Source organism: Ramlibacter sp. bp-362 (assembly GCF_054956735.1).
This window is the reverse complement of the sequence record NZ_JBUDXE010000017.1, coordinates 1-22,109: the sequence shown is the minus strand read 5'-3', so window position 1 is coordinate 22,109 and position 22,109 is coordinate 1. Positions and strand designations below refer to the sequence as shown.

Here is a 22,109-nt window from a genome sequence, read left to right as displayed (position 1 = left end):
GGACAGCCAAGATCGCAAAAATGAATTGGATTTCCTTTTGCGACTTTCGCGCAACCTTTGCGACCTTTGCGTCCGGAAGTTCAGGTCTTCAGAGCGTGTGCGCCAGCCAGGGCTTGGTCGCGAGGCGTTCGGCTTCGTAGGACTTGATCTTTTCGGACTGGCGCAGGGTCAGGCCGATGTCGTCGAAGCCGTTGAGCAGGCAGTACTTGCGGAAGCCCTGTACCTCGAACGGGATCTCCTCGCCCTGGGGTTTGACGATCACCTGGCGCGGCAGGTCCACGGTCAGCTCGTAGCCGGGGAAGGCCAGCACCTCGTCGAACAGCTTCGCCACGGTGGCTTCCGGCAGCACGATGGGCAGCAGGCCGTTCTTGAAGCAGTTGTTGAAGAAGATGTCGGCGAAGCTCGGGGCGATCAGCGCGCGGAAGCCGTACTGCTGGATGGCCCAGGGCGCGTGCTCGCGCGAGGAGCCGCAGCCGAAGTTCTTGCGCGCGAGCAGCACCGAGGCGCCCTTGTAGCGCGGCTGGTTCAGCACGAAGTCCGGGTTGGGCTTGCGGCTCGCGGGGTCCTGCCCCGGCTCGCCGTGGTCCAGGTAGCGCCACTCGTCGAACAGGTTCTGGCCGAAGCCGGTCTTGCGGATGGACTTGAGGAACTGCTTGGGGATGATCGCGTCGGTGTCGACGTTCTCGCGGTCGATCGGCGCGACCAGTCCTTTGTGGACGACGAACTTTTCCATCTCTATCGCTTCGCTTTCTGTTCGATCTTCTCGCCCGCCTTCTGCACGTCCTGGCCGAAGCCGCGCATGGTGTTGCAGCCCGCGAGCACGTAGGCGGCGGCGAGCAGGGTGATGACGATCCTGGTCATGGGGACTCCTCGGTTCACGCGAACTGCCGGACGTCGACGAAATGGCCATGGACGGCGGCAGCGGCAGCCATGGCCGGACTCACGAGGTGCGTGCGGCCGCCGGCGCCCTGGCGGCCTTCGAAGTTGCGGTTGCTGGTGGAGGCGCAGCGCTCGCCCGGCTCCAGCCGGTCGGCGTTCATCGCCAGGCACATGGAGCAGCCCGGCTCGCGCCACTCGAAGCCGGCGGCGCGGAACACCTTGTCCAGGCCCTCGCGCTCGGCCTGCTCCTTGACCACGCCGGAGCCCGGCACGACCAGCGCCGCCTTCACGTTGGGCGCGACCTTGCGGCCCAGCTTGCGGATGACCGCGGCGGCCTCGCGCATGTCCTCGATGCGGCTGTTGGTGCAGGAGCCGATGAACACCTTGTCCACGTAGATGTCGTTCATCGGCTTGCCCGGCTGCAGGCCCATGTAGGTCAGCGCGCGCTCGATCGCGTTGCGCTTGTTGCCGTCCTTCTCCTGGTCGGGATCGGGCACGCGGCCGTCGATCGACGTCACCATCTCGGGCGAGGTGCCCCAGGTCACCTGCGGCACGACCTGGCTGGCATCCAGCTTGACCACCGTGTCGAACTTCGCGTCGGGGTCCGAGTGCAGGGTGCGCCAGTAGGCGACGGCCTGGTCCCATTCCACGCCCTTGGGCGCGAGGGGGCGGCCCTTGATGTATTCGAAGGTCTTCTCGTCCGGGGCGACCATGCCGGCGCGCGCGCCGGCCTCGATCGCCATGTTGCAGACGGTCATGCGGCCTTCCATGGACAGGCCGCGGATGGCGGAGCCGGCGAACTCGATCGTGTAGCCCGTGCCGCCGGCGGTGCCGATCCTGCCGATGATGGCCAGCACGATGTCCTTGGCGGTCACGCCGGGGGCGAGCTTGCCGTCCACCTGCACCAGCATGTTCTTCGCCTTCTTCGCCAGCAGCGTCTGCGTGGCCAGCACGTGCTCCACCTCGGAGGTGCCGATGCCGTGCGCCAGCGCGCCGAAGGCGCCGTGCGTGGAGGTGTGCGAGTCGCCGCAGACCACCGTCATGCCCGGCAGCGTCGCGCCCGACTCCGGGCCGATCACGTGCACGATGCCCTGGCGCTTCGACAGGAAGGGGAAGTAGGCGGCGGCGCCGAACTCGCCGATGTTCCTGTCGAGCGTCGTCACCTGCTCCTTGGAGATCGGGTCGGTGATGCCGTCGTAGCCGCGCTCCCAGCCGGTGGTGGGCGTGTTGTGGTCGGCGGTGGCCACGACCGAGCTGATGCGCCACACCTTGCGGCCGGCCTCGCGCAGCCCCTCGAAGGCCTGCGGGCTGGTGACCTCGTGCACCAGGTGCCGGTCGATGTAGAGGATGGCGGTGCCGTCTTCCTCGGTGTGGACGACGTGCTCGTCCCAGATCTTGTCGTAGAGGGTGCGTCCCATGGGGCTTCCTTTGCGTGAAATTCTATGCGGCGAGCGCTTGCTGGCCTTCCGCGCGGGCGCGGAGGTGGTCCACCAGCAGGCGGGCGGTGAGCGGCAGCGTGGAGAAGTCGCGGGCGACCAGGCCGATGTCGCGCAGCGCCCAGGCGTCGGTGAGGCGCACGCACTCGAGGTCCCCCACGCCGTGCATCAGGTTGAAGGCGCGGCGCGGCATGATGCCCACGCCCAGGCCGTTGTGGATCATGCGGCACATCGCGTCGAGGCCCGTGACGTGGATGCGCAGGCGGATCGCGCGGCCGGCGGCCGCCGCGGCCTCGCGCATCGCGAGGTGGATCGAGCTGTTGGCGTGCAGGCCCACGTGGTCGAAGTCCAGGGTCTCCTCGAAGGCGACGGCCTCGCGGCGCGCGAGCGCGTGGCCGCGCGGCACGATCAGCACCAGTTCGTCGTGGCGGTAGGGCAGGCTCTGCAGCTCCTGGCTGCCGGCGGCGGCGAGGCTGCAGATGCCCAGGTCGGCCGCGCCCTCGTGCACGGCCCGCACGACCTCGCTGCTCAGGTGCTCCTCCAGGTCGATCTTCACCTGCGGATGTTCCTGGCTGAAGCTGCCGAGGTCTTCCGGCAGGAACTGCACGATGGCGGAGATGTTGGCGTGGATGCGCACGTGGCCGCGCACGCCGTCGGCGTACTCGGACAGCTCCGCCTGCATCTTCTCCAGGCTGAACAAAACGGAGCGCGCGTGGTGCAGCAGGCTTTCGCCGGCCGGCGTGAGCTTCACGCCTCGGGTGTGGCGGTACAGCAGCGGCGTCTCGAGGGTCGCCTCCAGGTCCGACAGGCGCTTGCTCACGGCCGACGCGGCGATGAACTCGCGCTCGGCCGCGCGGCCGATCGAGCCGAGCTCGCACACGGCCACGAACAGCTGCAGCGAGGTGAGGTCGATCCGGCGGGCGAAGGAACGTTCGGTCGGGCGCATGGGGCTCTGGGCATCGCGCATGGCGATGGCGATCCTGGATTTTCCCTGAGATATCCCATTCCTGCCATCGCGATCGGCGATGACGGTCTTGCCGCGCGGGGGATTTGCCTAGAATCGGCGCCCTTTCCAGGGAGGCCCATGCAGCCCAGCCGCAGCGTCTTCAAGGCCTACGACATCCGCGGCACCGTGCCCGCGACGGTGGACGAGCCACTGGCCGAGGCGCTCGGGCGCGCTTTCGGCACCCTGGCGCGCGGCGAGGGCGAGCGCAGCGTGGCGGTCGGCCGCGACGGGCGCCTCAGCAGTCCGGCGCTCGCCGCCGCGCTGGTCCGCGGGCTCGCCGCCACCGGTGTCGAGGTGCTGGACCTCGGCCTGGTCACCACGCCCATGACCTGGTACGCGACGCACACCGTGTGCCGCAGCGCCATCCAGGTCACCGCCAGCCACAACCCACGCGACGACAACGGCTTCAAGCTGGTGCTGGCGGGCCGCACCGTCCATGGCGAGGAACTGCAGGCTTTGCGGCGCCGGATCGAGGACGAGGCCTGGACGCTGGAGCCGGGCGCCGGCGCCGTGCGGCCGCTCGCCATCGCGGCCGCCTACGCGCAGCGCATCACGGGCGACGTCCGCCTGGCCCGCCCCATGAAGATCGCGCTGGATTGCGGCAACGGCGTCGGCGGCGCCTACGCGCCGGCGATCTTCCGCGCGCTGGGCTGCGAACTGGTGGAGCTGTACAGCGAGGTCGACGGCGCCTTTCCGCACCACCACCCCGACCCCGGCAAGCCCGAGAACCTGCGCGACCTGGTCGCGGCGGTGCGCGACACCGGGGCCGAAGTGGGCCTCGCGCTCGACGGCGACGGCGACCGCCTGGGCGTGGTCACGCGCTCGGGCAACGTGATCTGGCCGGACCGGCAGATGATCCTGTTCGCGCAGGACGTGCTCGCGCGGGTGCCCGGCGCGCCCATCGTGTTCGACGTCAAGAGCACGCAGCGGCTCGCGCCGGCGATCGCGGCGGCCGGCGGCCGGCCCGTGATGGACCGCAGCGGCTACGTGCTGCTGAAGGCGCGCATGCAGGAGCTCGGCGCGCCCCTGGCCGGCGAGATGAGCGGCCACCTGTTCTTCGGCGAGCGCTGGTACGGCTTCGACGACGGCACCTACGCCGGCGCGCGCCTGCTGGAAATCCTGTCGCGCCACGCGGACGCGAGCGCCGTGCTCGACGCGCTGCCCACCAGCTGCTCCACGCCGGAGCTGCACGTGCGCTGCGCCGAAGGCGAGGCGCACCGCCTTGCGGCGGCGCTGGCGCAGCGGGCGCGCTTTCCCGAGGCGCGCGTGTGCACGATCGACGGCCTGCGCGTCGACTGGGACGACGGCTTCGGGCTGGTGCGCGCGTCGAACACGACGCCGGTGCTGACGCTGCGCTTCGAGGGCGACACGCCGCAGGCGCTGCGGCGGATCGAGGGGGAGATGCTGGCGCTGGTGCGGGAAGTGAAGCCGGACGCGGAGGTGGCGGGGCAGGCCTGAGGCGGGCGGTGGGGTTCGCTTGCGCTCACCGCCACCCTACGACCTTGTCGGGTAGACCGCGCGCGGTCCGTCCGGGCCCGGCGGCAGCTCCACGCGCTTGCACAGGAACACTTCCTCTTCCGGGTGCGCGAGAATCTGGAAGCCGCTGCTGCGCAGCATCGCCGCGCTGCAGGCGGCGTTGGGGATCCACCAGTTGGTCTCGTCGTGCGAGTACTTCTTCTCCACGAAGTGCAGGCGCGGGTAGCCGGGCCGCTCGAAGACCTCGGTCTCCCAGAAGTCGTAATCGCCCTGCAGCGGCTCCACGCCCGGGCTGCCGCGCTGCAGCGACTGGTAGACGACCAGGTCCTTCGCGACGTGGGCGTGGATCAGGTCCAGCGCCAGCAGCGGATGCCGCAGGTGGTAGACCAGGCCCATGAACAGCACGAGGTCGAAGCGTTCGCCCAGCGCGCCGACGTCGTACACCGACATCTTGCGGAAGTCGATGTCGTCGTGGCCCAGCACTTCCGCGGCGAAGCGCGCCTGGTCCAGGTAGTAGTCGTCGAAGTCGATCGCGACCACGCGGCTCGCGCCGCGCCGCTTCATCTCGAAGGAGTAGAAGCCCGCGTTGCAGCCGATGTCCAGCACCGACTTGCCCGTGAGGTCCTCCGGCAGCACGTGCGAGAAGCGCTTCCACTTGTTCATGGGGAAGTCGCCGAGGAAGTGCGCCGGCGCCGTGCGCACGCCGAACAGGTCCAGGTTCTGGAACCAGTTGCCGAGCGCGCGCACGCCGTCCTCGATCTCGGCGCGGGTGAAGCTGCGGCGCTCGCCGGCGGCCCGCGGCAGCGCGCGGGCACGCGCCGGGTGCTGCGCCGCGTCGCCTTCCTCCCCGCGGCCCGGCGACCAGGGCGAGGACGCCGGCGCGGCGCTTGCCGGGTCCACGCCCATCGGCGTGCCCTCGTTGCTGCAGATCTGCGTGAGCCGCGGGCCGGCCGCTTCCTCCTTGCGCACGCGGCTGCCCAGCAGGTTCAGCGCCTCGCGGTAGCCGTGCACGGTGCCGACGTCGACGTAGGCCTCGCCGCGGCGCACGCCGACGGCCCGGCCGCCCTTCTGGATGTACGCGTTGACCAGTGTCCCGATGTATTCGTCGCGGCGGCCGCGCTCGCGCCACAGCGCGTCCAGCTCGTGCAGCACGTGGCCCGGCATGCGGAAGGCGCCCCAGATCCAGTTGGAGCGCGCGTCCGGGTGCTTCACCTGGATTTCCTGCACGTTGCCGGCGTCGTCGGTCACCACGGCATCGAAGGCCTCGGGCCGCTCCACCGGGAACAGCAGGAAGGACAGCACGTCGTCGGGCAGGGCGGCGAAGCCGTCGTCGGGGAACCAGATCGTGTCGGGCAGGCCCACCAGCACGCTCTCGTCGGGGCGGATCAGCGAGCAGGCGCGGAAGACGGCGTCGCACAGGCCGCCCGCCTTGGGTTGCACGACGTAGCAGAGGTCGGCCGAGCGGGCGCTGGAGCCGTAGTACTGCACGATGTCCGACTTGCCCGGCGCCACCACGAAGCAGATGCGCGTGGCACCGGCCTTGAGCATGCGCTCGACCAGGAACTCGCTGACGGCGCGCGGCCGTTCCACGTCGCCCACCATGCTGCTGCCCACCGGCAGCAGCTCCTTGGAAAAGCCCAGGGGCTGGATGCGCGTGGCCATGCCGGCCGCTGGAATGATGCCCCACATGCGTCGGTTCTCCCTGTCGTGTGTGCTATTTCGCCGGGGCCAGCTGGGGCGCCCGCGCGGCCTCCAGCAGGCTTTCGAGCTGCAGCGCGCGCTGCGCCGAGGTGTGTTGCGCGAGGACGCGTTCGCGGCCGGCGGCGGCGATGCGGTCGCGTTCGGCGTCGCCCATCTCCAGCGCCGCGAGCACGTCGGCGGCGCTGCGCGCCACCAGCAGTTCGCTCCCCGGCGCCATGAAGCTGTCGAGGCCGGGCCACCAGTCGCTGATCAAGGCCGCGCCGCAGGCGGCCGCCTCGAACAGCCGGCCCGAGGGGCACCAGCCGTTCTCCGCCATCGCCCGGCGCGTGACGCTGAGCGTCCAGCGCGAGGAGCTGAAGAAGGCCGGGTGCTGCGGCGGCGGCATGTGCCGCAGGAAGTGGATGTTGGCCGTCCACGGGAAGTCCGCCGGGTACTGCGCGCCGCCGAGGACGAAGCGCAGGTCCGGGCGCCGGCGCGCCGGTTCCAGGAACAGGTCCTCCACCGCGGCCTGCCGGTCGGCCGCATAGGTGCCCAGGTAGGAGAGGGCGCAGCGGTAGTCGTCCACCGGCGCGACCGCATGGTGCACGTCGGGGTCGACGTGGCCGTAGAGCGTGGCGACCTCGCGCGCGCCGAGCAGCGTGCGCAGCTCGCTGAGCGACGCGCCGCCGGTGTAGCTGAGGACGAGGTCGAAGTCGCGCAGGCCGCGGGGGCCCAGGTAAGCCACCTCGCGGCCGGCTCGCACGTGCTCCAGCGTGACGGGCGTGTCCATGTCGTAGAACACCTTCACGGCCCGCGTCGGCGCGTCCAGCAGCAGCGCGGTCGCCGCGACGCCGTCCGGGCAGTAGGAGGTGACGATCGCCGCGTCGGCATCGCGCAGGGCGCGCCGTGCCCGCGGCAGGTTGGCGGCCCAGTCGGAGTACAGCACCAGCTCGCCGCCCGGCAGTTCGTGCAGGTCGCGGTTGTCCGCGTAATACGGGACGTCGCGCTCGAAGAAGGTGACGTGGTGGCCGCGCCGCGCCAGCGCCCGCCACAGGCCGCGCCACAGTGTCGCGTGGCCGTTGCCCCAGGAGGAGCTGACCGTCAGGCCGAAGATCGCCAGGCGCATGGGAGGGCCAATATAGCGCCGGGCCGCCGGGCGCGGGGCCGCCCGCGCGCCATCGGCGTTAAGCTCGCGCGCCATGGCTCCCCGCCTGCGCTTCCTCGTCCGTGCGTCCGCCTTGCTGGCGCTCGCCTTCGCCTCCGCGGGCGGCGCGCAGGAGCGCCGCAACGCCTTCGGCGACCCGTTCCTGCAGGTGACCTCGGCGCTGCCCGGCTGTCCGGCGCCGCGGCCGCCGGGCTTCACGGAAGAGGAGGTGCGCAAGGAAGCGCACGTGCGCGCGCAGCACGGCACCAGCTGCTACCGCGTCGGGCGCTGCCGGCTGCCCAACTCCTACCTCTACGACAAGGAGATCATCCCGCGCGTGCAGCAGTACATCCGCATGGACGGCCGCTTCGACGACACGTCCGTGTGGGTGCTGGGCGAGCGGCGCATCGTCACGCTGATGGGTTGCGTGAAGACGAAGGAGCAGGCCGAGCAGATGGAGAAGTCGGTGCAGCTGGTGGACGACGTCATGGGCGTCGTGAACTACCTGATGGTGGGGACGCGGGGGACGCCGAAGTACGAGCGGGCGAAATGAAAAAGGCCCGCCGAGGCAGGCCCTGGATTGCGGCTCGAGGCCGCAATGACAAGTTTCAGCGCTTGTCGATCGGCTGCACGTCGCGCTTGGTGGCGCCGGTGTACAGCTGGCGGGGACGGCCGATCTTGTACTCGGGGTCGCTGATCATCTCGTTGAGCTGCGCGATCCAGCCGACCGTGCGGGCCAGGGCGAAGATCGCCGTGAACAGGCTCACCGGGATGCCGATGGCGCGCTGCACGATGCCCGAGTAGAAGTCGACGTTCGGGTAGAGCTTGCGGGAGACGAAGTACTCGTCCTCGAGCGCCACCTTCTCCAGCGCCATCGCCAGCTTGAACAGCGGGTCGTTGCCCAGGCCGAGGGTGTCGAGCACCTCGTGGCAGGTCTCGCGCATCAGCTTGGCGCGCGGGTCGTAGTTCTTGTACACGCGGTGGCCGAAGCCCATCAGCTTGATGCCGCTGTTCTTGTCCTTGACCTTGGCGACGAACTCGCCGATCTTGGCCACGCCGCCCATCTTCTGGATGTCTTCCAGCATGTTCAGCGCCGCCTCGTTGGCGCCGCCGTGCGCGGGGCCCCACAGGCAGGCCACGCCGGCCGCGATCGCCGCGAACGGGTTGGTGCCGGAGGAGCCGCACAGGCGCACCGTGGAGGTGGAGGCGTTCTGCTCGTGGTCGGCGTGCAGGATGAAGATGCGGTCCATGGCCCGCACCAGCACGTCGTTGGGCTCGTAGTCGTCGCAGGGCGTGGCGAACATCATGCGCATGAAGTTCGACGTATAGCTCAGCGAATTGCGCGGGTACATGTAGGGCTGGCCCATGCTGTACTTGTACGCCATGGCCACCAGCGTCGGCATCTTCGCGATCAGGCGGATCGCCGAGATCTCGCGGTGCTCGGGATTGTTGATGTCGATGCTGTCGTGGTAGAAGGCCGACAGCGCGCCGACCAGGCCCGTCATCACGGCCATCGGGTGCGCGTCGCGGCGGAAGCCGCGCAGGAAGAACTGCATCTGCTCGTTGACCATCGTGTGGTTGGTCACGCGGGCGACGAAGTTCTCCTTCTGCGCGGCGTTGGGCAGCTCGCCGTACAGCAGCAGGTAGCAGGTCTCGAGGTAGTCGCAGCTGGTGGCCAGCTGCTCGATCGGGTAGCCGCGGTACAGCAGCTCGCCCTTGTCGCCATCGATGTAGGTGATGGTCGACTGGCACGAAGCCGTGGACATGAAGCCCGGGTCGTACGTGAACATGCCGGTCTGCGCATACAGCTTGCGGATGTCGATCACGTCCGGGCCGATGGAGCCGTGGTAGACCGGCATCTCGACGCTGGGGCTGCCGTTGCTGAACGACAGCGTGGCCTTGGTGTCAGCGAGTTTCATGGGTTTTCCTGTCACGGTTTCAATGCATCTCCGGGGCGGGCCGCAGCATCCCCAGCACTTCTCTCACGTCCGGCCGGTCCAGCGGGCCTTCCGGTTCCCTGCGCCGCAGCAGCAGGTCCAGCAGGTCGTTGTCGGCCAGGTCCATCAGCGCTCCCAGCGCTTCGGCCTGGCGCACCGTCAGGCTGTAGGCGTGGCGGTCGAAGAACCGCTCGATCAGCAGGTCGTTCTCCAGCAGGCCGCGCCGGCAGCGCCAGCGCAGCTTGCTCATTCCCCGCTCGTCCAGCAGCGCTTCGGCCATTCTCGCTCCAATCGGTCAGACCGAACGGCGGACCATCAATTCCTTGATCTTGCCGATCGCCATCGCCGGGTTCAGCCCCTTGGGGCAGACGTCGGTGCAGTTCATGATGGTGCGGCAGCGGAACAGGCGGTACGGGTCTTCCAGGTTGTCCAGGCGCTCGCTGGTCGCCTGGTCGCGGCTGTCGGCCAGGAAGCGGTAGGCCTGCAGCAGGCCGGCCGGGCCCACGAACTTGTCGGGGTTCCACCAGAAGCTGGGGCAGGCCGTCGAGCAGCTCGCGCACAGGATGCACTCGTACAGCCCGTTGAGCTCGTCGCGCTCCTCGGGCGACTGCAGGCGCTCCTTCTCCGGCGGGATCTCGTCGTTGACGAGGTAGGGCTTGACGGAGTGGTACTGCTTGAAGAACTGCGTCATGTCCACGATCAGGTCGCGCACGACCGGCAGCCCGGGCAGGGGCTTCAGCACGATCGGGTCCTTCAGCGTGCGCAGGTTGGTCAGGCAGGCCAGCCCGTTCTTGCCGTTGATGTTCATCGCGTCGGAGCCGCACACGCCTTCGCGGCAGGAGCGGCGGAAGGCGATGGTCGGGTCCTGCGCCTTGAGCTTGATCAGGGCGTCGAGCAGCATCCGCTCGTTGCCTTCCAGCTCGATCTCCACCGTCTGCATGGAGGGACGGTCGTCCTTGTCCGGGTCGTAGCGGTAGATGTGGAATGTGCGCTTTTGCATGGGTTGTCCGTGTCCTCGAATCTAGGCTCTGCGGCGGTGCGCAGAACTACTTAATCAGAAGGTCCGCACCTTGGGCGGCACGCTCTCCACCGTCAGCGGCTTCATCTTCACCGGCTTGTAGGCCAGGCGGTTGCCCTCGCGGTACCACAGCGAGTGCTTCAGCCAGTTGGCGTCGTCGCGGCCGAGCGGCGCGTTCGGGTCGTCGGCGGGGTGCTCGTAGTCCATCACGGTGTGGGCGCCGCGGCATTCCTTGCGGGCGGCGGCCGAGACGATGGTGGCCTGCGCGGCCTCGATCAGGTTCTCCACTTCCAGCGCTTCCACGCGGGCCGTGTTGAAGACCATCGACTTGTCCTTCAGGCCGATCGCCTCCACGCGCTCGCGCAGCGCGGCGACCTGCTTCACGCCCTCGTCCAGCAGGGCCTGCGTGCGGAACACGCCGGCGTGCGTCTGCATGGAGGCGCGCAGGTCGTTGGCCACGGCCTGCGAGTATTCGCCGCCCGTGCTGTTCTCGAGCCGGTTCAGGCGTTCCAGCGTGCGCTCGGCCGCGTCGGCCGGCAGCGGCTTGTGCGCCTTCGTGGAGCTCGCGAACTCGACGATGTGGTTGCCCGCCGCCTTGCCGAACACCAGCAGGTCCAGCAGCGAGTTGGTGCCCAGGCGGTTGGCGCCGTGCACGCTGACGCAGGAGCATTCGCCCACGGCGTACAGGCCGTTCACCACGGCGTTGTCGTCGCCGCCGCGCTGCACCACGACCTGGCCGTGGATGTTGGTCGGGATGCCGCCCATCTGGTAGTGGATGGTGGGCACGACCGGGATCGGCTCGCGGGTGATGTCGACGTTGGCGAAGTTCACGCCGATCTCGTACACCGAGGGCAGGCGCTTGTGGATGGTCTCGGCGCCCAGGTGGTCGAGCTTCAGCAGCACGTAGTCCTTGTTGGGCCCGCAGCCGCGGCCTTCCTTGATCTCCTGGTCCATCGAGCGGGAGACGAAGTCGCGCGGCGCCAGGTCCTTCAGCGTGGGCGCGTAGCGCTCCATGAAGCGTTCGCCGTTGCTGTTCAACAGGATGGCGCCCTCGCCGCGGCAGCCCTCGGTCAGCAGCACGCCCGCGCCGGCCACGCCGGTCGGGTGGAACTGCCAGAACTCCATGTCCTCGAGCGGGATGCCGGCGCGCGCCGCCATGCCCAGGCCGTCGCCGGTGTTGATGTAGGCGTTGGTGGAGGCCGCGAAGATGCGGCCGGCGCCGCCGGTGGCCAGCAGCACGGTCTTGGCGTGCAGCACGTGCAGGTCGCCCGTTTCCATCTCCAGCGCGGTCACGCCGACCACGTCGCCCTCGGCGTCGCGGATCAGGTCCAGCGCCATCCACTCCACGAAGAAGCTGGTGCGGGCCTTCACGTTCTGCTGGTACAGCGTGTGCAGCATGGCGTGGCCCGTGCGGTCGGCGGCGGCGCAGGCGCGCTGCACCGGCTTCTCGCCGTAGTTGGCCGTGTGGCCGCCGAAGGGGCGCTGGTAGATCGTGCCGTCCGGGTTGCGGTCGAACGGCATGCCGAAGTGCTCGAGCTCGTACACGACGCGGGGCGCCTCGCGGCACATGTACTCGATCGCGTCCTGGTCGCCGAGCCAGTCGCCGCCCTTGACGGTGTCGTAGAAGTGGTAGTGCCAGTTGTCCTCGGACATGTTGCCCAGCGAGGCGCCGATGCCGCCCTGCGCCGCCACCGTGTGCGAGCGGGTGGGGAACACCTTGGACAGCACGGCCACGTTCAGGCCGGCGAGCGACAGCTGCAGGGCGGCGCGCATGCCGGAACCGCCGGCGCCGACGATGACGACGTCGAACTTGCGCGTCGTGATGTTGTTGCTTGTGTATGCCATATCGTTCACACCCTCCAGAGGACCTGGATGGCCCAGCCGGCGCAGCCCACCAGCCACACGATCGCGAAGATCTGCAGCACCAGGCGCAGGCCCACCGGCTTGATGTAGTCCATCAGCACGTCGCGCATGCCCACCCACGCGTGGTAGGCGAGGCCGACGATGGTCGCGAAGGCCAGCATCTTCATCCACTGCGGGTGGAAGATGCCCGCCCAGCGGTCGTAGTCCAGCGGGCCGCGCGAGAAGATCACCTGCGCCAGCACCACCAGGGTGAAGAGGGCCATGAGGACGGCCGTGACGCGCTGGGCGAGCCAGTCGCGCGTGCCGTAGTGCGCACCGACGGTGGTGCGGCGGGATCCGTAGTTCACTGCCATGTTCTTGTTCTCCTCGATCAGTACAGGCCGAACAGCTTCGCGCCCAGGATGACCGTCAGCACGACGGCCGCCCACAGCGTGAACATGGCCGAGGCCCGGCCGCGCGGCAGCGTGACGGCGTGGTGGCTCACGTCCATCCACACGTGGCGCACGCCGGCGATGAAGTGGTGCAGGTAGGCCCAGATCAGCGCGAGCAGCACCAGCTTCAGCACGATGCCGCTGGCGCCGGTGGCGAGCGCGTCGCGCAGGCGCGCCGACGAGATCTCGGAGGACACCGACAGGTCGAACACCCACAGGATCAGCGGCAGCAGCAGGAACATCAGGATGCCGCTGATGCGGTGCAGGATCGACACCTGCCCGGGTGCGGGCAATCGGTAGCGGGTGAGGTCCTTGAATGCGTTGATGTTCCGGAATTCCGGCCGCTTCTTGCTGGCGAGCTCTGTCATGCGGTGGTTTCTTTCGATGCGGATGCGGGGAGTGGGCTCAGGGTCAACCCTAAATTCTAGGCCAATGCAACAAGCTGATACGAAGGCATTCGCTTCGGCGCCGCGCTGCGGCTTCAGCTCAACTCGTTGCGGTAGTGGTGCGTGTCGGTGCGGTAGAGGCCGCGCCGCAATTCCATCGGCACGTCGTTGTAGGTGAAGGAAAGGCGCTCCACGGACAGCAGCGGGGCGCCCGCGGGCAGGCCGAGCGCGGCGGCCTGCTGCGCATCGGCGGCGACCGCGCGGATCTTCTCCTCGGCGCGCACCATGCGCACGCCGAACTCGAGCTCGAACAGCGCGTAGGTCGCGCCCTGGTGCGTGCCGAGCTGCTCCGCCGTCAGGCCGCGGAAGGTGGTGCCGGGCAGCCACATCTCCTCGAGGATCGTCGGCACGCCGGCGAAGGAGAGCACGCGCCGCACCTGCACGACGGCGTCGCCGGTGCGCAGCGCGAGCGCGCGCGCCACCTCGGCCGAGGCGCGCACGCGGCGGCAGTCGACGATGTTGCGCTGGGCCGGGCCCTCGTCGCCGCTGTCGGGGACGAGGCGGAGGAACCGGTAGCGCACCTGCTGCTCGGCATGGGTGGCGACGAAGGTGCCCTTGCCCTGGCGGCGCACGACGAGGTTCTCGGCCGCGAGTTCGTCGATCGCCTTGCGCACCGTGCCCTGGCTCACGCGGAAGCGCGCGGCGAGGTCCATCTCGCTGGGGATCGCCTCGCCGGGCTTCCACTCGCCCGCCTGCAGGCTTTGCAGGATCAGCGCCTTGATCTGCTGGTACAGCGGGCTGAAGGCCGGCGTGCCCGCGAGGGCGTCGGCGGCCGGGCTGTCGTTGGAAGGGTGGGGGATCGCCATCGGAACGCCCCCAATCATATCTTATATAAGACATAAGACAAATTGACCCTGCGGGTTTCCCCGGCTACACTTGCGGGCTGTCCCCCGCCGGCCGGCGCGGGCTGCGAATCCCCTCCGCGCCCCATGCCGAAGCCCGCATCCGCATTCCACTTCCTTCGGAGATTCCCATGAGCAAGAAGCCCGTCCGCGTTGCCGTCACCGGCGCCGCCGGCCAGATCGGTTACGCCCTGCTGTTCCGCATCGCCTCCGGCGAGATGCTGGGCAAGGACCAGCCCGTGATCCTGCAGCTGCTGGAGATCCCCGACGAGAAGGCCCAGAAGGCGCTCAAGGGCGTGATGATGGAGCTGGAGGACTGCGCCTTCCCGCTGCTGGCCGGCATGGAAGCGCACGGCGACCCGATGACCGCCTTCAAGGACGTGGACTACGCCCTGCTGGTCGGCGCCCGCCCGCGCGGCCCCGGCATGGAGCGCAAGGACCTGCTGTCGGCCAACGCCCAGATCTTCACCGCCCAGGGCAAGGCCCTGGACAAGGTGGCCTCGCGCAACGTCAAGGTGCTGGTGGTCGGCAACCCGGCCAACACCAACGCCTACATCGCGATGAAGAGCGCACCCAGCCTGCCGCGCAAGAACTTCACGGCCATGCTCCGCCTGGACCACAACCGCGCGCTGTCGCAGATCGCCGCCAAGACCGGCACCCAGGTCGCCGACATCGAGAAGCTGACGGTGTGGGGCAACCACTCGCCCACCATGTACGCCGACTACCGCTTCGCCACCGTCAACGGCAAGTCCGTCAAGGACCTGATCGACGACCAGGAGTGGAACAAGAACGTGTTCCTGCCGACGGTGGGCAAGCGCGGCGCCGCCATCATCGAGGCGCGCGGCCTGTCGTCCGCCGCTTCCGCGGCCAACGCCGCCATCGACCACATGCGCGACTGGGCCCTGGGCTCCAACGGCAAGTGGGTCACGATGGGCATCCCGTCGGACGGCCAGTACGGCATCCCCAAGGACATCATCTTCGGCTTCCCGGTCACCACCGAGAACGGCGAGTACAAGCTGGTCGAGGGCCTTCCCATCGACGCGTTCTCGCAGGAGCGCATAGCCCTGACGCTCAACGAGCTGAAGGAAGAGCAGGCCGGCGTCGCGCACCTGCTGTAAGGGCATGAGCCACCCGCGGGACATCCTCCTCGGCGCCCAGGCGCGCACCGGCATGCTGCCGGTGTGCGACCACTACAGCGGCGTGGAGGCGCGCATGCGCAAGAGCCTGGCCCTCCAGCAGGAGATGGCGCAGGAGTTCGGCGCGACCGTGTTCGATGTCACGCTGGACTGCGAGGACGGCGCCCCGGTGGGCGGGGAGGCGGATCACGCCGCGCTCGTCACCGAGCTGGCGCTCGCGGCGCACCCCGCCGCGCGCGTCGCCGTGCGCGTGCACCCGGTGGACCATCCGGCCTTCGAGGCAGACGTCGCGACCATCGCCGGCCAGGCCGGCCACCGCCTGGTGCACGTCATGCTGCCCAAGGTGGAATCGGTCGCGGACGTCGAGCGCGCCAGCCGCGCGCTGGACGCCGCGGGCGCGAAGGACCTGCCGCTGCAGGGCCTCATCGAGTCGCCGGCCGCCGTGCACCGGGCCTTCGACATCGCCGCGCACCCGCGCATGCAGTCCCTCAGCTTCGGGCTGATGGACTTCGTCTCGGCCCATGGCGGCGCCATCCCCTCGCAGGGCATGAGCCTGCAGGGGCAGTTCACGCACCCGCTGGTGGTGCGCGCCAAGCTGGAAATTTCCTCCGCCTGCCATGCCCATGGCAAGGTCCCCTCGCACGGGGTGGTGACGGAGTTCCGGGACCAGGCGGCTTTCCGGGCCGCGGCGTCGCGCGCAGCCAACGAGTTCGGTTACACACGCATGTGGAGCATCCACCCCGACCAGATCAGGTCCATCGTGGAAGTGTTTGCTCCGCACGCCAACGAAATTCACAAGGCGACACAAATCCTTCGCGCCGCGGAGCGCGCGAGCTGGGCGCCGATCAGCTTCGACGGCAAACTCGAGGACAGGGCGAGCTACCGCTACTACTGGCAGGTGCTGGAGAGGGCACATGGGACCGGAAGGCAGCTCCCCGAAGAGGCGCGCGAATGGTTCGCGCGCCAGTGAGGTCCGAGAGGAGAGACGTCATGAGGAAGCTGTTTGCCGCCGTTGTGATCGCTTCGCTGTCCGCCGCCCCCGCGTTCGCGCAGGGGCCGACCGCGAAGACTGCCGCCGCGAAGAAGTCGGTGTCGGTGAAGAAGTCGCCGGCGCCGACGCGCCGCCAGGCCATCGAGGAGGCGACGCCGACCTCCGAGCCCGACCCGAGCATCAAGCTGTCGGAAGCGCAGCTGGCGATCGCCAGGACCGTGTTCACCGGCGAGATCCAGTGCGAGCTGGGCCAGAAGGTGACCATCAGGCCGATGAAGCGCGAAGGCTTCTTCTTCGTCTCGCGCGGCATCAACAAGTTCGTGATGCACCCCGAGGAAAGCCGCACCGGCGCCATCCGCCTGGAAGACCCGGCGCGCGGCGCCCTGTGGCTGCAGCTGGCCAACAAGTCCATGCTGATGAGCCAGAAGGAAGGCAAGCGCCTTGCCGACGAATGCCAGAGCCCCGAGCAGGTGGCCTATGCGAAAAGCATGAAGCCCGTGAACCTGCTGGAGGGCGGCAAATGACAGACCATTGAACGGAGAACCCATGTTGCAAGCCTACGTCGAACACGTTGCCGAACGCGCCGCGCTCGGCATCCCCCCGCTGCCGCTGTCCGCGAAGCAGACCGCCGAAGTGATCGAGCTGATCAAGGCGGCCCCGGCCAAGGAAGAAGCCTTCCTGCTGGACCTGCTCGCGAACCGCGTGCCGCCCGGCGTGGACGATGCGGCCAAGGTGAAGGCGAGCTTCCTTTCGGCCGTTGCACATGGGGACTTCCCCGTTCCCGCGATTTCCCGCGCCCGCGCCACCGAGCTGCTGGGCACGATGGTCGGCGGCTACAACGTCAAGCCGCTGATCGACCTGCTGGACGACAAGGAAGTCGCGCAGGTGGCCGCCGACGGCCTGAAGAAGACGCTGCTGATGTTCGACTACTTCCACGACGTCGCCGCCAAGGCCAAGGCCGGCAACGCGTACGCGAAGGAAGTGGTGCAGTCCTGGGCCGACGCCGAGTGGTTCACCAGCCGCCCGGAAGTGCCGCAGCAGATCACCGTCACCGTCTTCAAGGTGCCCGGCGAGACCAACACCGACGACCTGTCGCCGGCCCCCGACGCCTGGTCGCGCCCCGACATCCCGCTGCACACCCTGGCCATGCTGAAGAACAGCCGCCCGGGCGCCGCCTTCCAGCCGGAGGAAGAGGGCAAGCGCGGCCCCATGAAGTTCATCGAGGAGCTCAAGGCCAAGGGCCACCAGGTCGCCTACGTCGGCGACGTCGTGGGCACCGGCTCCTCGCGCAAGTCCGCCACCAACAGCGTGATCTGGGCCACCGGCCAGGACATCCCCTACGTGCCGAACAAGCGCTTCGGCGGCGTGACGCTGGGCGGCAAGATCGCCCCGATCTTCTTCAACACGCAGGAAGACTCCGGCGCCCTGCCGATCGAGGTGGACGTCTCGAAGCTCGAGATGGGCGACGTGATCGACATCTATCCCTACGAGGGCACGATCGAGAAGGACGGCAAGGTCGTCGAGCGCTTCCAGCTGAAGTCCGACGTGCTGCTGGACGAGGTGCGCGCCGGCGGCCGCATCAACCTGATCATCGGCCGCTCGCTCACGGCCAAGGCGCGCGAGTTCCTGGGCCTGTCGGCCTCCACCGCCTTCCGCCTGCCCAAGCCGCCGGTGGATTCCGGAAAGGGCTACACGCTGGCGCAGAAGATGGTGGGCCGCGCCTGCGGCCTGCCGGAAGGCAAGGGCATCCGTCCCGGCACCTACTGCGAGCCGCGCATGACCACCGTCGGCAGCCAGGACACCACCGGCCCGATGACGCGGGACGAACTGAAGGACCTCGCCTGCCTCGGCTTCAGCGCCGACATGGTGATGCAGTCCTTCTGCCACACGGCCGCCTACCCCAAGCCCGTGGACGTGAAGACCCACCGCGAGCTGCCCGCCTTCATCAGCAACCGCGGCGGCGTCGCGCTGCGCCCCGGTGACGGCGTGATCCACAGCTGGCTGAACCGCCTGCTGCTGCCCGACACCGTGGGCACCGGCGGCGACAGCCACACGCGCTTCCCGATCGGCATCAGCTTCCCGGCCGGCTCCGGCCTGGTCGCCTTCGCGGCCGCCACCGGCGTCATGCCGCTGGACATGCCCGAGTCGGTGCTGGTGCGCTTCAAGGGCAAGATGCAGCCCGGGATCACGCTGCGCGACCTCGTGCACGCCATTCCCTATTTCGCGATCCAGCAGGGCCTGCTGACGGTGGCCAAGCAGGGCAAGAAGAACATCTTCTCCGGCCGCATCCTCGAGATCGAGGGCCTGCCGGACCTGAAGGTGGAACAGGCCTTCGAGCTGACCGACGCGTCGGCCGAGCGTTCCGCCGCCGGCTGCACGGTGAAGCTGAACAAGGAGCCGATCACCGAGTACCTGCAGTCCAACGTGGTCCTGATGAAGAACATGATCGCGCAGGGCTACCAGGACAAGCGCTCGCTGGAGCGCCGCATCCAGGCGGTGGAAGCGTGGCTCGCCAAGCCGGACCTGCTGGCGGCCGACAAGGACGCCGAGTACGCGGCCGTGATCGAGATCGACATGGACACGATCACCGAGCCGCTGCTGTGCTGCCCGAACGACCCGGACGACGTGAAGCCGCTGTCGGCCGTGCAGAACACGAAGATCGACGAGGCCTTCATCGGCTCGTGCATGACCAACATCGGCCACTTCCGCGCGGCCTCGACGCTGCTGGAAGGCAAGCGCGACATCCCGGTGAAGCTGTGGGTGGCGCCGCCGACCAAGATGGACGCCGAGCAGCTGACGAAGGAAGGCCACTACGCCAACTTCGGCGGCGCTGGCGCGCGCACCGAGATGCCCGGCTGCTCGCTGTGCATGGGCAACCAGGCGCAGGTGAAGGAAGGCGCGACGGTGGTGTCGACCTCCACGCGCAACTTCCCGAACCGCCTGGGCAAGAACACCAACGTGTTCCTGGCCTCGGCGGAACTCGCCGCGATCGCCTCCAAGCTGGGTCGCATCCCCACGGTCGCCGAGTACCACGCCGACATGGGCGTGATCAACGGCCAGGGCGACAAGGTCTACCGGTACATGAACTTCGACCAGATCGAGGAGTACGCGGAGACGGCGAAGGAAGTGAGCGTCTGAGCTTCACGGCTCCATGAAGAAGCGGCCCGCGAGGGCCGCTTCTTCGTTGGGGCCGCGCTCAGTTGCGGTCGGCCTTCGCGCGCTTGTGCGCGGTGGCGTGGCCGCCGGGACCCGCGCCCATCGTGCTGGACTGCGTGCCGCTGGTGGCGGGCCCGCTGCCCATCGTGCTCGATCCGCCCGGGGCTTCGCTGCCCAAGCTGGATCCGAGCAGGTTCGAGGAGGCGCCGAGCGTCGTCGTGCCGGGGCTCGCTCCGCGCTCGACCACCGCCGGCGCGGGAACGACCGCCACGGGCGGCGCGACGGAGGCGCCGCGTTCGACCACCGCGGGCGCGGGAACCACCGCCACGGGGGCGCCGCGTTCGACCACCGCGGGTGCCGGGACGACCGCGACGGGCGGAGCGATGCCGGGGCCGGCGACCGGTCCGGTCACGCCCGGAGCCGCGACGCTCGCGCCACCGACGGTGGCGCCGCCACCCACGGTCGCACCGCCGCCGACCGTGCCGACGTCGCCCACGTCACCGACGGCGCCCACCGTGCCACCGCCTCCGACCGTGCCGCCCGCGCCGATGCCGTTGTCACCGGGGTTGCCGCAGCAGGCGTTGCCGACGGTCGTCGCGTTCGGGCCGTTGCCCTGGTTGCCGAGGCCGGTGTTGCCGACGCCGTTGCCGTTGTTGCCGGTGCCCACGTTGGCTCCGCCATTGCCACCGGCATTGCCGGCCGGCGCGCCGCCGGGGCCGCCGCCGTTCGCGCTGCCCACGCCGACGCCGCCTCCGGCGCCCACGCCCACGCCGCCACCGACGCCCGCGCCGACGCCGCCGCCATCACCGCCGGCACCGACACCGCCACCGACGCCTGCGCCGCCCGCAGCTCCGCCGCCAGCGCCGGCACCAGCGCCACCGGCACCGCCGCCGACGCCCGCACCGCCACCACCGCCGACGCCTGCACCGCCACCGGCGCCTGCGCCGCCGCCGGCACCACCGCCGACACCGGCGCCGCCGCCGGCACCGCCGCCGACACCGGCACCGCCGCCGGCACCACCGCCAACACCGGCACCGCCGCCGACACCGGCACCGCCGCCGGCACCGCCGCCGACACCAGCACCGCCGCCAGCACCACCGCCGACGCCTGCGCCGCCGCCAGCACCACCGCCGACGCCTGCGCCGCCGCCGGCGCCCGCACCGGCACCGGCACCTGCCCCAGCACCGCCGCCCGCGCCACCACCGGCGCCTTGCGCCACGGCCAGGCCGAGGGCACTCACCAGGGCTGTCGCCAGCAGCGACATCCTGATCTTTCCGACTTTCGATGTCATTCCAAGACTCCTGAAACTGAACGTGAAGTCACGCCATGTTGCGGATGCGTCGCCTGGTAACCCGTCGGTGCCGCTCCCGCCGGCTTGTGCGTTCCCGCTGATGCGCGAGGCCAGCCAAACGATGACAAGGGTCGCGCGGCTCAGGCGCACGCACGCTGGCTCTTCAGCTATCGATAGGAGAGCGCCCCCCGGCGCGGGCGGCGAGCCGTTAGCATCGCGCACAGCCGAAACCCGAGGTCACGCATGTTCCGTTCCTTCTTCCTGTCCCGCCGCTGGCTGCCCTGGTCGCTGCTCGGCACCGCCCTGATCCTGCTGGCCACGTGGTACCGCGTGCAACTGGATGTGCAGATCAACGAATGGTTCGGCACCTTCTACGACCTGGTCCAGAACGCCCTGAGCAAGCCCGGCAGCATCACCCTGGCGCAGTACTGGCAGCAGCTCTCCACCTTCCTGTCGATCGCGATGATCTACATCACCGTGGCGGTGGTGCTGGACTTCTTCATCAAGCACTACATCTTCCGCTGGCGCCAGGCGATGAACGACTACTACATGAAGCACTGGCAGAAGCTGCGGCTGGTGGAGGGCGCGGCGCAGCGGGTGCAGGAGGACACGATGCGATTCGCCCGCATCATGGAAGGCCTGGGCGTCGAGCTGATGCGCAGCCTGATGACGCTCGCCGCGTTCCTGCCGATCCTGTGGGTGCTTTCGGACAAGGTGACGCAGATCCCCATCCTGGGGGCGATCCCGCATTCGCTGGTCTGGGTCTCCATCGGCTGGGCCTTCTTCGGGACCGTGCTGCTGGCGTTCACCGGGATCCTGCTGCCGGGGCTGGAGTTCCAGAACCAGCGGGTGGAGGCGGCCTACCGCAAGGAGCTGGTGTACGGCGAGGACGATCCCTCGCGGGCCGCGCCGCCGGTGGCGGCCACGCTGTTCCAGCACGTGCGCTTCAACTACTTCCGGCTGTTCTTCCACTACCTGTACTTCGACGTGGTGAAGTGGTCCTACCTGCAGGTGAGCGTGCTGGTGCCGCTGATCGCCATCGGGCCCACGGTCGCCGCGGGCGTGATCACGCTGGGCGTGATGCAGCAGATCTCGCGCGCGTTCGACAAGGTGACGGAGTCGTTCCAGTACCTGGTGCTCAGCTGGAGCACGATCGTCGAACTGATCTCGGTCTACAAGCGCCTGCGCGCCTTCGAAAGCCGCATCCACGACCCGGACGTCGCGCCGCCGGATGACGGGTTGGTGCCGTTGAATCCGTGATGGGGAGCTGGGGGGGGGGGGGGGGGGGGGGGGGGGGGGGGGGAGGGGGGGAGGGGGGGGGGGGGGGGGGGGGGGGGGAGGGGGAGAAGAGAAAAGCGGGAGAAAAAGACATAACAA

General features: G+C 69.4%; 21 protein-coding genes. 7 read left to right on the top strand and 14 right to left on the bottom strand.

The features are described from left to right. Positions 1 to 88: 88 nt before the first annotated feature. From leuD to ACY0MJ_RS19170, 4 genes are read right to left on the bottom strand one after another with little or no spacing between them, the layout of a single operon-like run. The gene (gene leuD / locus ACY0MJ_RS19185) at positions 89 to 733 is read right to left on the bottom strand and encodes a 3-isopropylmalate dehydratase small subunit (protein ID WP_462640143.1); all 645 of its coding nucleotides are present in this window, start codon (positions 731 to 733) and stop codon (positions 89 to 91) included. 2 nt (positions 734 to 735) lie between these two features. After that, complete coding sequence (locus ACY0MJ_RS19180) at positions 736 to 861, bottom strand: entericidin A/B family lipoprotein (protein WP_462640142.1); 126 nt, start codon at positions 859 to 861, stop codon at positions 736 to 738. Positions 862 to 875: 14 nt separating this feature from the next. Beyond that, a complete protein-coding gene (gene leuC, locus ACY0MJ_RS19175) occupies positions 876 to 2,297 on the bottom strand; it encodes a 3-isopropylmalate dehydratase large subunit (RefSeq protein WP_462640141.1) in 1,422 nt (473 codons plus the stop codon). 22 nt (positions 2,298 to 2,319) lie between these two features. Further along, positions 2,320 to 3,261, bottom strand: a complete 942-nt coding sequence (locus tag ACY0MJ_RS19170) for a LysR family transcriptional regulator (protein ID WP_462640190.1) — start codon at positions 3,259 to 3,261, stop codon at positions 2,320 to 2,322. Between the two features lie 138 nt (positions 3,262 to 3,399). Here ACY0MJ_RS19170 and ACY0MJ_RS19165 point away from each other — a divergent pair, with 138 nt between their 5' ends. Further along, positions 3,400 to 4,779 (top strand): phosphomannomutase/phosphoglucomutase, encoded by a 1,380-nt coding sequence (locus tag ACY0MJ_RS19165; RefSeq protein ID WP_462640140.1) that lies wholly within the window; start codon positions 3,400 to 3,402, stop codon positions 4,777 to 4,779. 36 nt (positions 4,780 to 4,815) lie between these two features. Here the strand turns inward: ACY0MJ_RS19165 and ACY0MJ_RS19160 are convergent, their stop codons facing one another. Together ACY0MJ_RS19160 and ACY0MJ_RS19155 are read right to left on the bottom strand one after the other, a co-directional pair. Further along, complete coding sequence (locus ACY0MJ_RS19160) at positions 4,816 to 6,459, bottom strand: TIGR04290 family methyltransferase (RefSeq protein WP_462640139.1); 1,644 nt, start codon at positions 6,457 to 6,459, stop codon at positions 4,816 to 4,818. A 52-nt stretch (positions 6,460 to 6,511) separates the two neighbouring features. Continuing rightward, positions 6,512 to 7,603 carry a CgeB family protein gene (locus ACY0MJ_RS19155; protein ID WP_462640138.1) on the bottom strand — a complete coding sequence of 364 codons (1,092 nt, stop codon included), beginning with the start codon at positions 7,601 to 7,603 and terminating at the stop codon, positions 6,512 to 6,514. 73 nt (positions 7,604 to 7,676) lie between these two features. Here ACY0MJ_RS19155 and ACY0MJ_RS19150 point away from each other — a divergent pair, with 73 nt between their 5' ends. Continuing rightward, positions 7,677 to 8,174 (top strand): BON domain-containing protein, encoded by a 498-nt coding sequence (locus tag ACY0MJ_RS19150; RefSeq protein ID WP_462640137.1) that lies wholly within the window; start codon positions 7,677 to 7,679, stop codon positions 8,172 to 8,174. Positions 8,175 to 8,229: 55 nt separating this feature from the next. Here ACY0MJ_RS19150 and gltA read toward each other — a convergent pair whose 3' ends face one another. The 7 genes from gltA to ACY0MJ_RS19115 form a co-directional block, all read right to left on the bottom strand. Then, entirely contained in the window at positions 8,230 to 9,540 is a 1,311-nt protein-coding gene (gene gltA, locus ACY0MJ_RS19145) for a citrate synthase (RefSeq protein WP_462640136.1), read from the bottom strand. A gap of 19 nt (positions 9,541 to 9,559) precedes the next feature. Beyond that, complete coding sequence (locus tag ACY0MJ_RS19140; protein ID WP_462640135.1) at positions 9,560 to 9,838, bottom strand: FAD assembly factor SdhE; 279 nt, start codon at positions 9,836 to 9,838, stop codon at positions 9,560 to 9,562. 15 nt (positions 9,839 to 9,853) lie between these two features. After that, a complete protein-coding gene (locus ACY0MJ_RS19135; protein ID WP_462640134.1) occupies positions 9,854 to 10,558 on the bottom strand; it encodes a succinate dehydrogenase iron-sulfur subunit in 705 nt (234 codons plus the stop codon). 54 nt (positions 10,559 to 10,612) lie between these two features. Next, positions 10,613 to 12,421 (bottom strand): succinate dehydrogenase flavoprotein subunit, encoded by a 1,809-nt coding sequence (sdhA, locus tag ACY0MJ_RS19130; protein ID WP_462640133.1) that lies wholly within the window; start codon positions 12,419 to 12,421, stop codon positions 10,613 to 10,615. Between the two features lie 5 nt (positions 12,422 to 12,426). Then, positions 12,427 to 12,792, bottom strand: coding sequence for a succinate dehydrogenase, hydrophobic membrane anchor protein (sdhD, locus tag ACY0MJ_RS19125; protein ID WP_462640132.1), 366 nt, complete (start codon positions 12,790 to 12,792; stop codon positions 12,427 to 12,429). A 17-nt stretch (positions 12,793 to 12,809) separates the two neighbouring features. Further along, positions 12,810 to 13,238 carry a succinate dehydrogenase, cytochrome b556 subunit gene (sdhC, locus tag ACY0MJ_RS19120; RefSeq protein ID WP_462640131.1) on the bottom strand — a complete coding sequence of 143 codons (429 nt, stop codon included), beginning with the start codon at positions 13,236 to 13,238 and terminating at the stop codon, positions 12,810 to 12,812. Positions 13,239 to 13,351: 113 nt separating this feature from the next. Continuing rightward, positions 13,352 to 14,122: a GntR family transcriptional regulator gene (locus ACY0MJ_RS19115; protein ID WP_462640130.1), complete on the bottom strand. Its 771-nt coding sequence runs from the start codon at positions 14,120 to 14,122 to the stop codon at positions 13,352 to 13,354. Between the two features lie 167 nt (positions 14,123 to 14,289). On the opposite strand from ACY0MJ_RS19115, the gene ACY0MJ_RS19110 reads away from it, so the two are divergent. Genes ACY0MJ_RS19110 through acnB form a run of 4 tightly spaced genes read left to right on the top strand, consistent with a single transcriptional unit; the run spans position 14,290 to position 19,423 of the window. Then, the gene (locus ACY0MJ_RS19110; protein WP_462640129.1) at positions 14,290 to 15,276 is read left to right on the top strand and encodes a malate dehydrogenase; all 987 of its coding nucleotides are present in this window, start codon (positions 14,290 to 14,292) and stop codon (positions 15,274 to 15,276) included. A 4-nt stretch (positions 15,277 to 15,280) separates the two neighbouring features. Beyond that, positions 15,281 to 16,264, top strand: coding sequence for an HpcH/HpaI aldolase/citrate lyase family protein (locus ACY0MJ_RS19105; protein ID WP_462640128.1), 984 nt, complete (start codon positions 15,281 to 15,283; stop codon positions 16,262 to 16,264). Between the two features lie 20 nt (positions 16,265 to 16,284). After that, entirely contained in the window at positions 16,285 to 16,809 is a 525-nt protein-coding gene (locus ACY0MJ_RS19100; protein WP_462640127.1) for a hypothetical protein, read from the top strand. Positions 16,810 to 16,831: 22 nt separating this feature from the next. Then, positions 16,832 to 19,423: a bifunctional aconitate hydratase 2/2-methylisocitrate dehydratase gene (acnB, locus tag ACY0MJ_RS19095; protein ID WP_462640126.1), complete on the top strand. Its 2,592-nt coding sequence runs from the start codon at positions 16,832 to 16,834 to the stop codon at positions 19,421 to 19,423. 58 nt (positions 19,424 to 19,481) lie between these two features. On the opposite strand, the gene ACY0MJ_RS19090 is transcribed toward acnB, so the two are convergent. Beyond that, positions 19,482 to 20,732 (bottom strand): hypothetical protein, encoded by a 1,251-nt coding sequence (locus ACY0MJ_RS19090; RefSeq protein WP_462640125.1) that lies wholly within the window; start codon positions 20,730 to 20,732, stop codon positions 19,482 to 19,484. 243 nt (positions 20,733 to 20,975) lie between these two features. On the opposite strand from ACY0MJ_RS19090, the gene sbmA reads away from it, so the two are divergent. Continuing rightward, positions 20,976 to 21,992 (top strand): peptide antibiotic transporter SbmA, encoded by a 1,017-nt coding sequence (gene sbmA, locus ACY0MJ_RS19085; protein WP_462640124.1) that lies wholly within the window; start codon positions 20,976 to 20,978, stop codon positions 21,990 to 21,992. Positions 21,993 to 22,109 lie beyond the last annotated feature (117 nt).

Excerpts from the sequence above, each read along its gene's own strand:
- leuC (WP_462640141.1), bottom strand. The coding sequence starts at position 2,297 with ATGGGACGCACCCTCTACGACAAGATCTGGGACGAGCACGTCGTCCAC.
- ACY0MJ_RS19140 (WP_462640135.1), bottom strand. The coding sequence starts at position 9,838 with ATGGCCGAAGCGCTGCTGGACGAGCGGGGAATGAGCAAGCTGCGCTGG.
- sdhD (WP_462640132.1), bottom strand. The coding sequence starts at position 12,792 with ATGGCAGTGAACTACGGATCCCGCCGCACCACCGTCGGTGCGCACTAC.
- ACY0MJ_RS19135 (WP_462640134.1), bottom strand. The coding sequence starts at position 10,558 with ATGCAAAAGCGCACATTCCACATCTACCGCTACGACCCGGACAAGGAC.
- ACY0MJ_RS19090 (WP_462640125.1), bottom strand. The coding sequence starts at position 20,732 with ATGACATCGAAAGTCGGAAAGATCAGGATGTCGCTGCTGGCGACAGCC.
- ACY0MJ_RS19100 (WP_462640127.1), top strand. The coding sequence starts at position 16,285 with ATGAGGAAGCTGTTTGCCGCCGTTGTGATCGCTTCGCTGTCCGCCGCC.
- sdhA (WP_462640133.1), bottom strand. The coding sequence starts at position 12,421 with ATGGCATACACAAGCAACAACATCACGACGCGCAAGTTCGACGTCGTC.
- ACY0MJ_RS19115 (WP_462640130.1), bottom strand. The coding sequence starts at position 14,122 with ATGGCGATCCCCCACCCTTCCAACGACAGCCCGGCCGCCGACGCCCTC.
- ACY0MJ_RS19105 (WP_462640128.1), top strand. The coding sequence starts at position 15,281 with ATGAGCCACCCGCGGGACATCCTCCTCGGCGCCCAGGCGCGCACCGGC.
- ACY0MJ_RS19165 (WP_462640140.1), top strand. The coding sequence starts at position 3,400 with ATGCAGCCCAGCCGCAGCGTCTTCAAGGCCTACGACATCCGCGGCACC.
- ACY0MJ_RS19150 (WP_462640137.1), top strand. The coding sequence starts at position 7,677 with ATGGCTCCCCGCCTGCGCTTCCTCGTCCGTGCGTCCGCCTTGCTGGCG.
- ACY0MJ_RS19170 (WP_462640190.1), bottom strand. The coding sequence starts at position 3,261 with ATGCGCCCGACCGAACGTTCCTTCGCCCGCCGGATCGACCTCACCTCG.
- ACY0MJ_RS19155 (WP_462640138.1), bottom strand. The coding sequence starts at position 7,603 with ATGCGCCTGGCGATCTTCGGCCTGACGGTCAGCTCCTCCTGGGGCAAC.
- leuD (WP_462640143.1), bottom strand. The coding sequence starts at position 733 with ATGGAAAAGTTCGTCGTCCACAAAGGACTGGTCGCGCCGATCGACCGC.
- gltA (WP_462640136.1), bottom strand. The coding sequence starts at position 9,540 with ATGAAACTCGCTGACACCAAGGCCACGCTGTCGTTCAGCAACGGCAGC.
- ACY0MJ_RS19160 (WP_462640139.1), bottom strand. The coding sequence starts at position 6,459 with ATGGCCACGCGCATCCAGCCCCTGGGCTTTTCCAAGGAGCTGCTGCCG.
- ACY0MJ_RS19110 (WP_462640129.1), top strand. The coding sequence starts at position 14,290 with ATGAGCAAGAAGCCCGTCCGCGTTGCCGTCACCGGCGCCGCCGGCCAG.
- ACY0MJ_RS19180 (WP_462640142.1), bottom strand. The coding sequence starts at position 861 with ATGACCAGGATCGTCATCACCCTGCTCGCCGCCGCCTACGTGCTCGCG.
- acnB (WP_462640126.1), top strand. The coding sequence starts at position 16,832 with ATGTTGCAAGCCTACGTCGAACACGTTGCCGAACGCGCCGCGCTCGGC.
- sdhC (WP_462640131.1), bottom strand. The coding sequence starts at position 13,238 with ATGACAGAGCTCGCCAGCAAGAAGCGGCCGGAATTCCGGAACATCAAC.
- sbmA (WP_462640124.1), top strand. The coding sequence starts at position 20,976 with ATGTTCCGTTCCTTCTTCCTGTCCCGCCGCTGGCTGCCCTGGTCGCTG.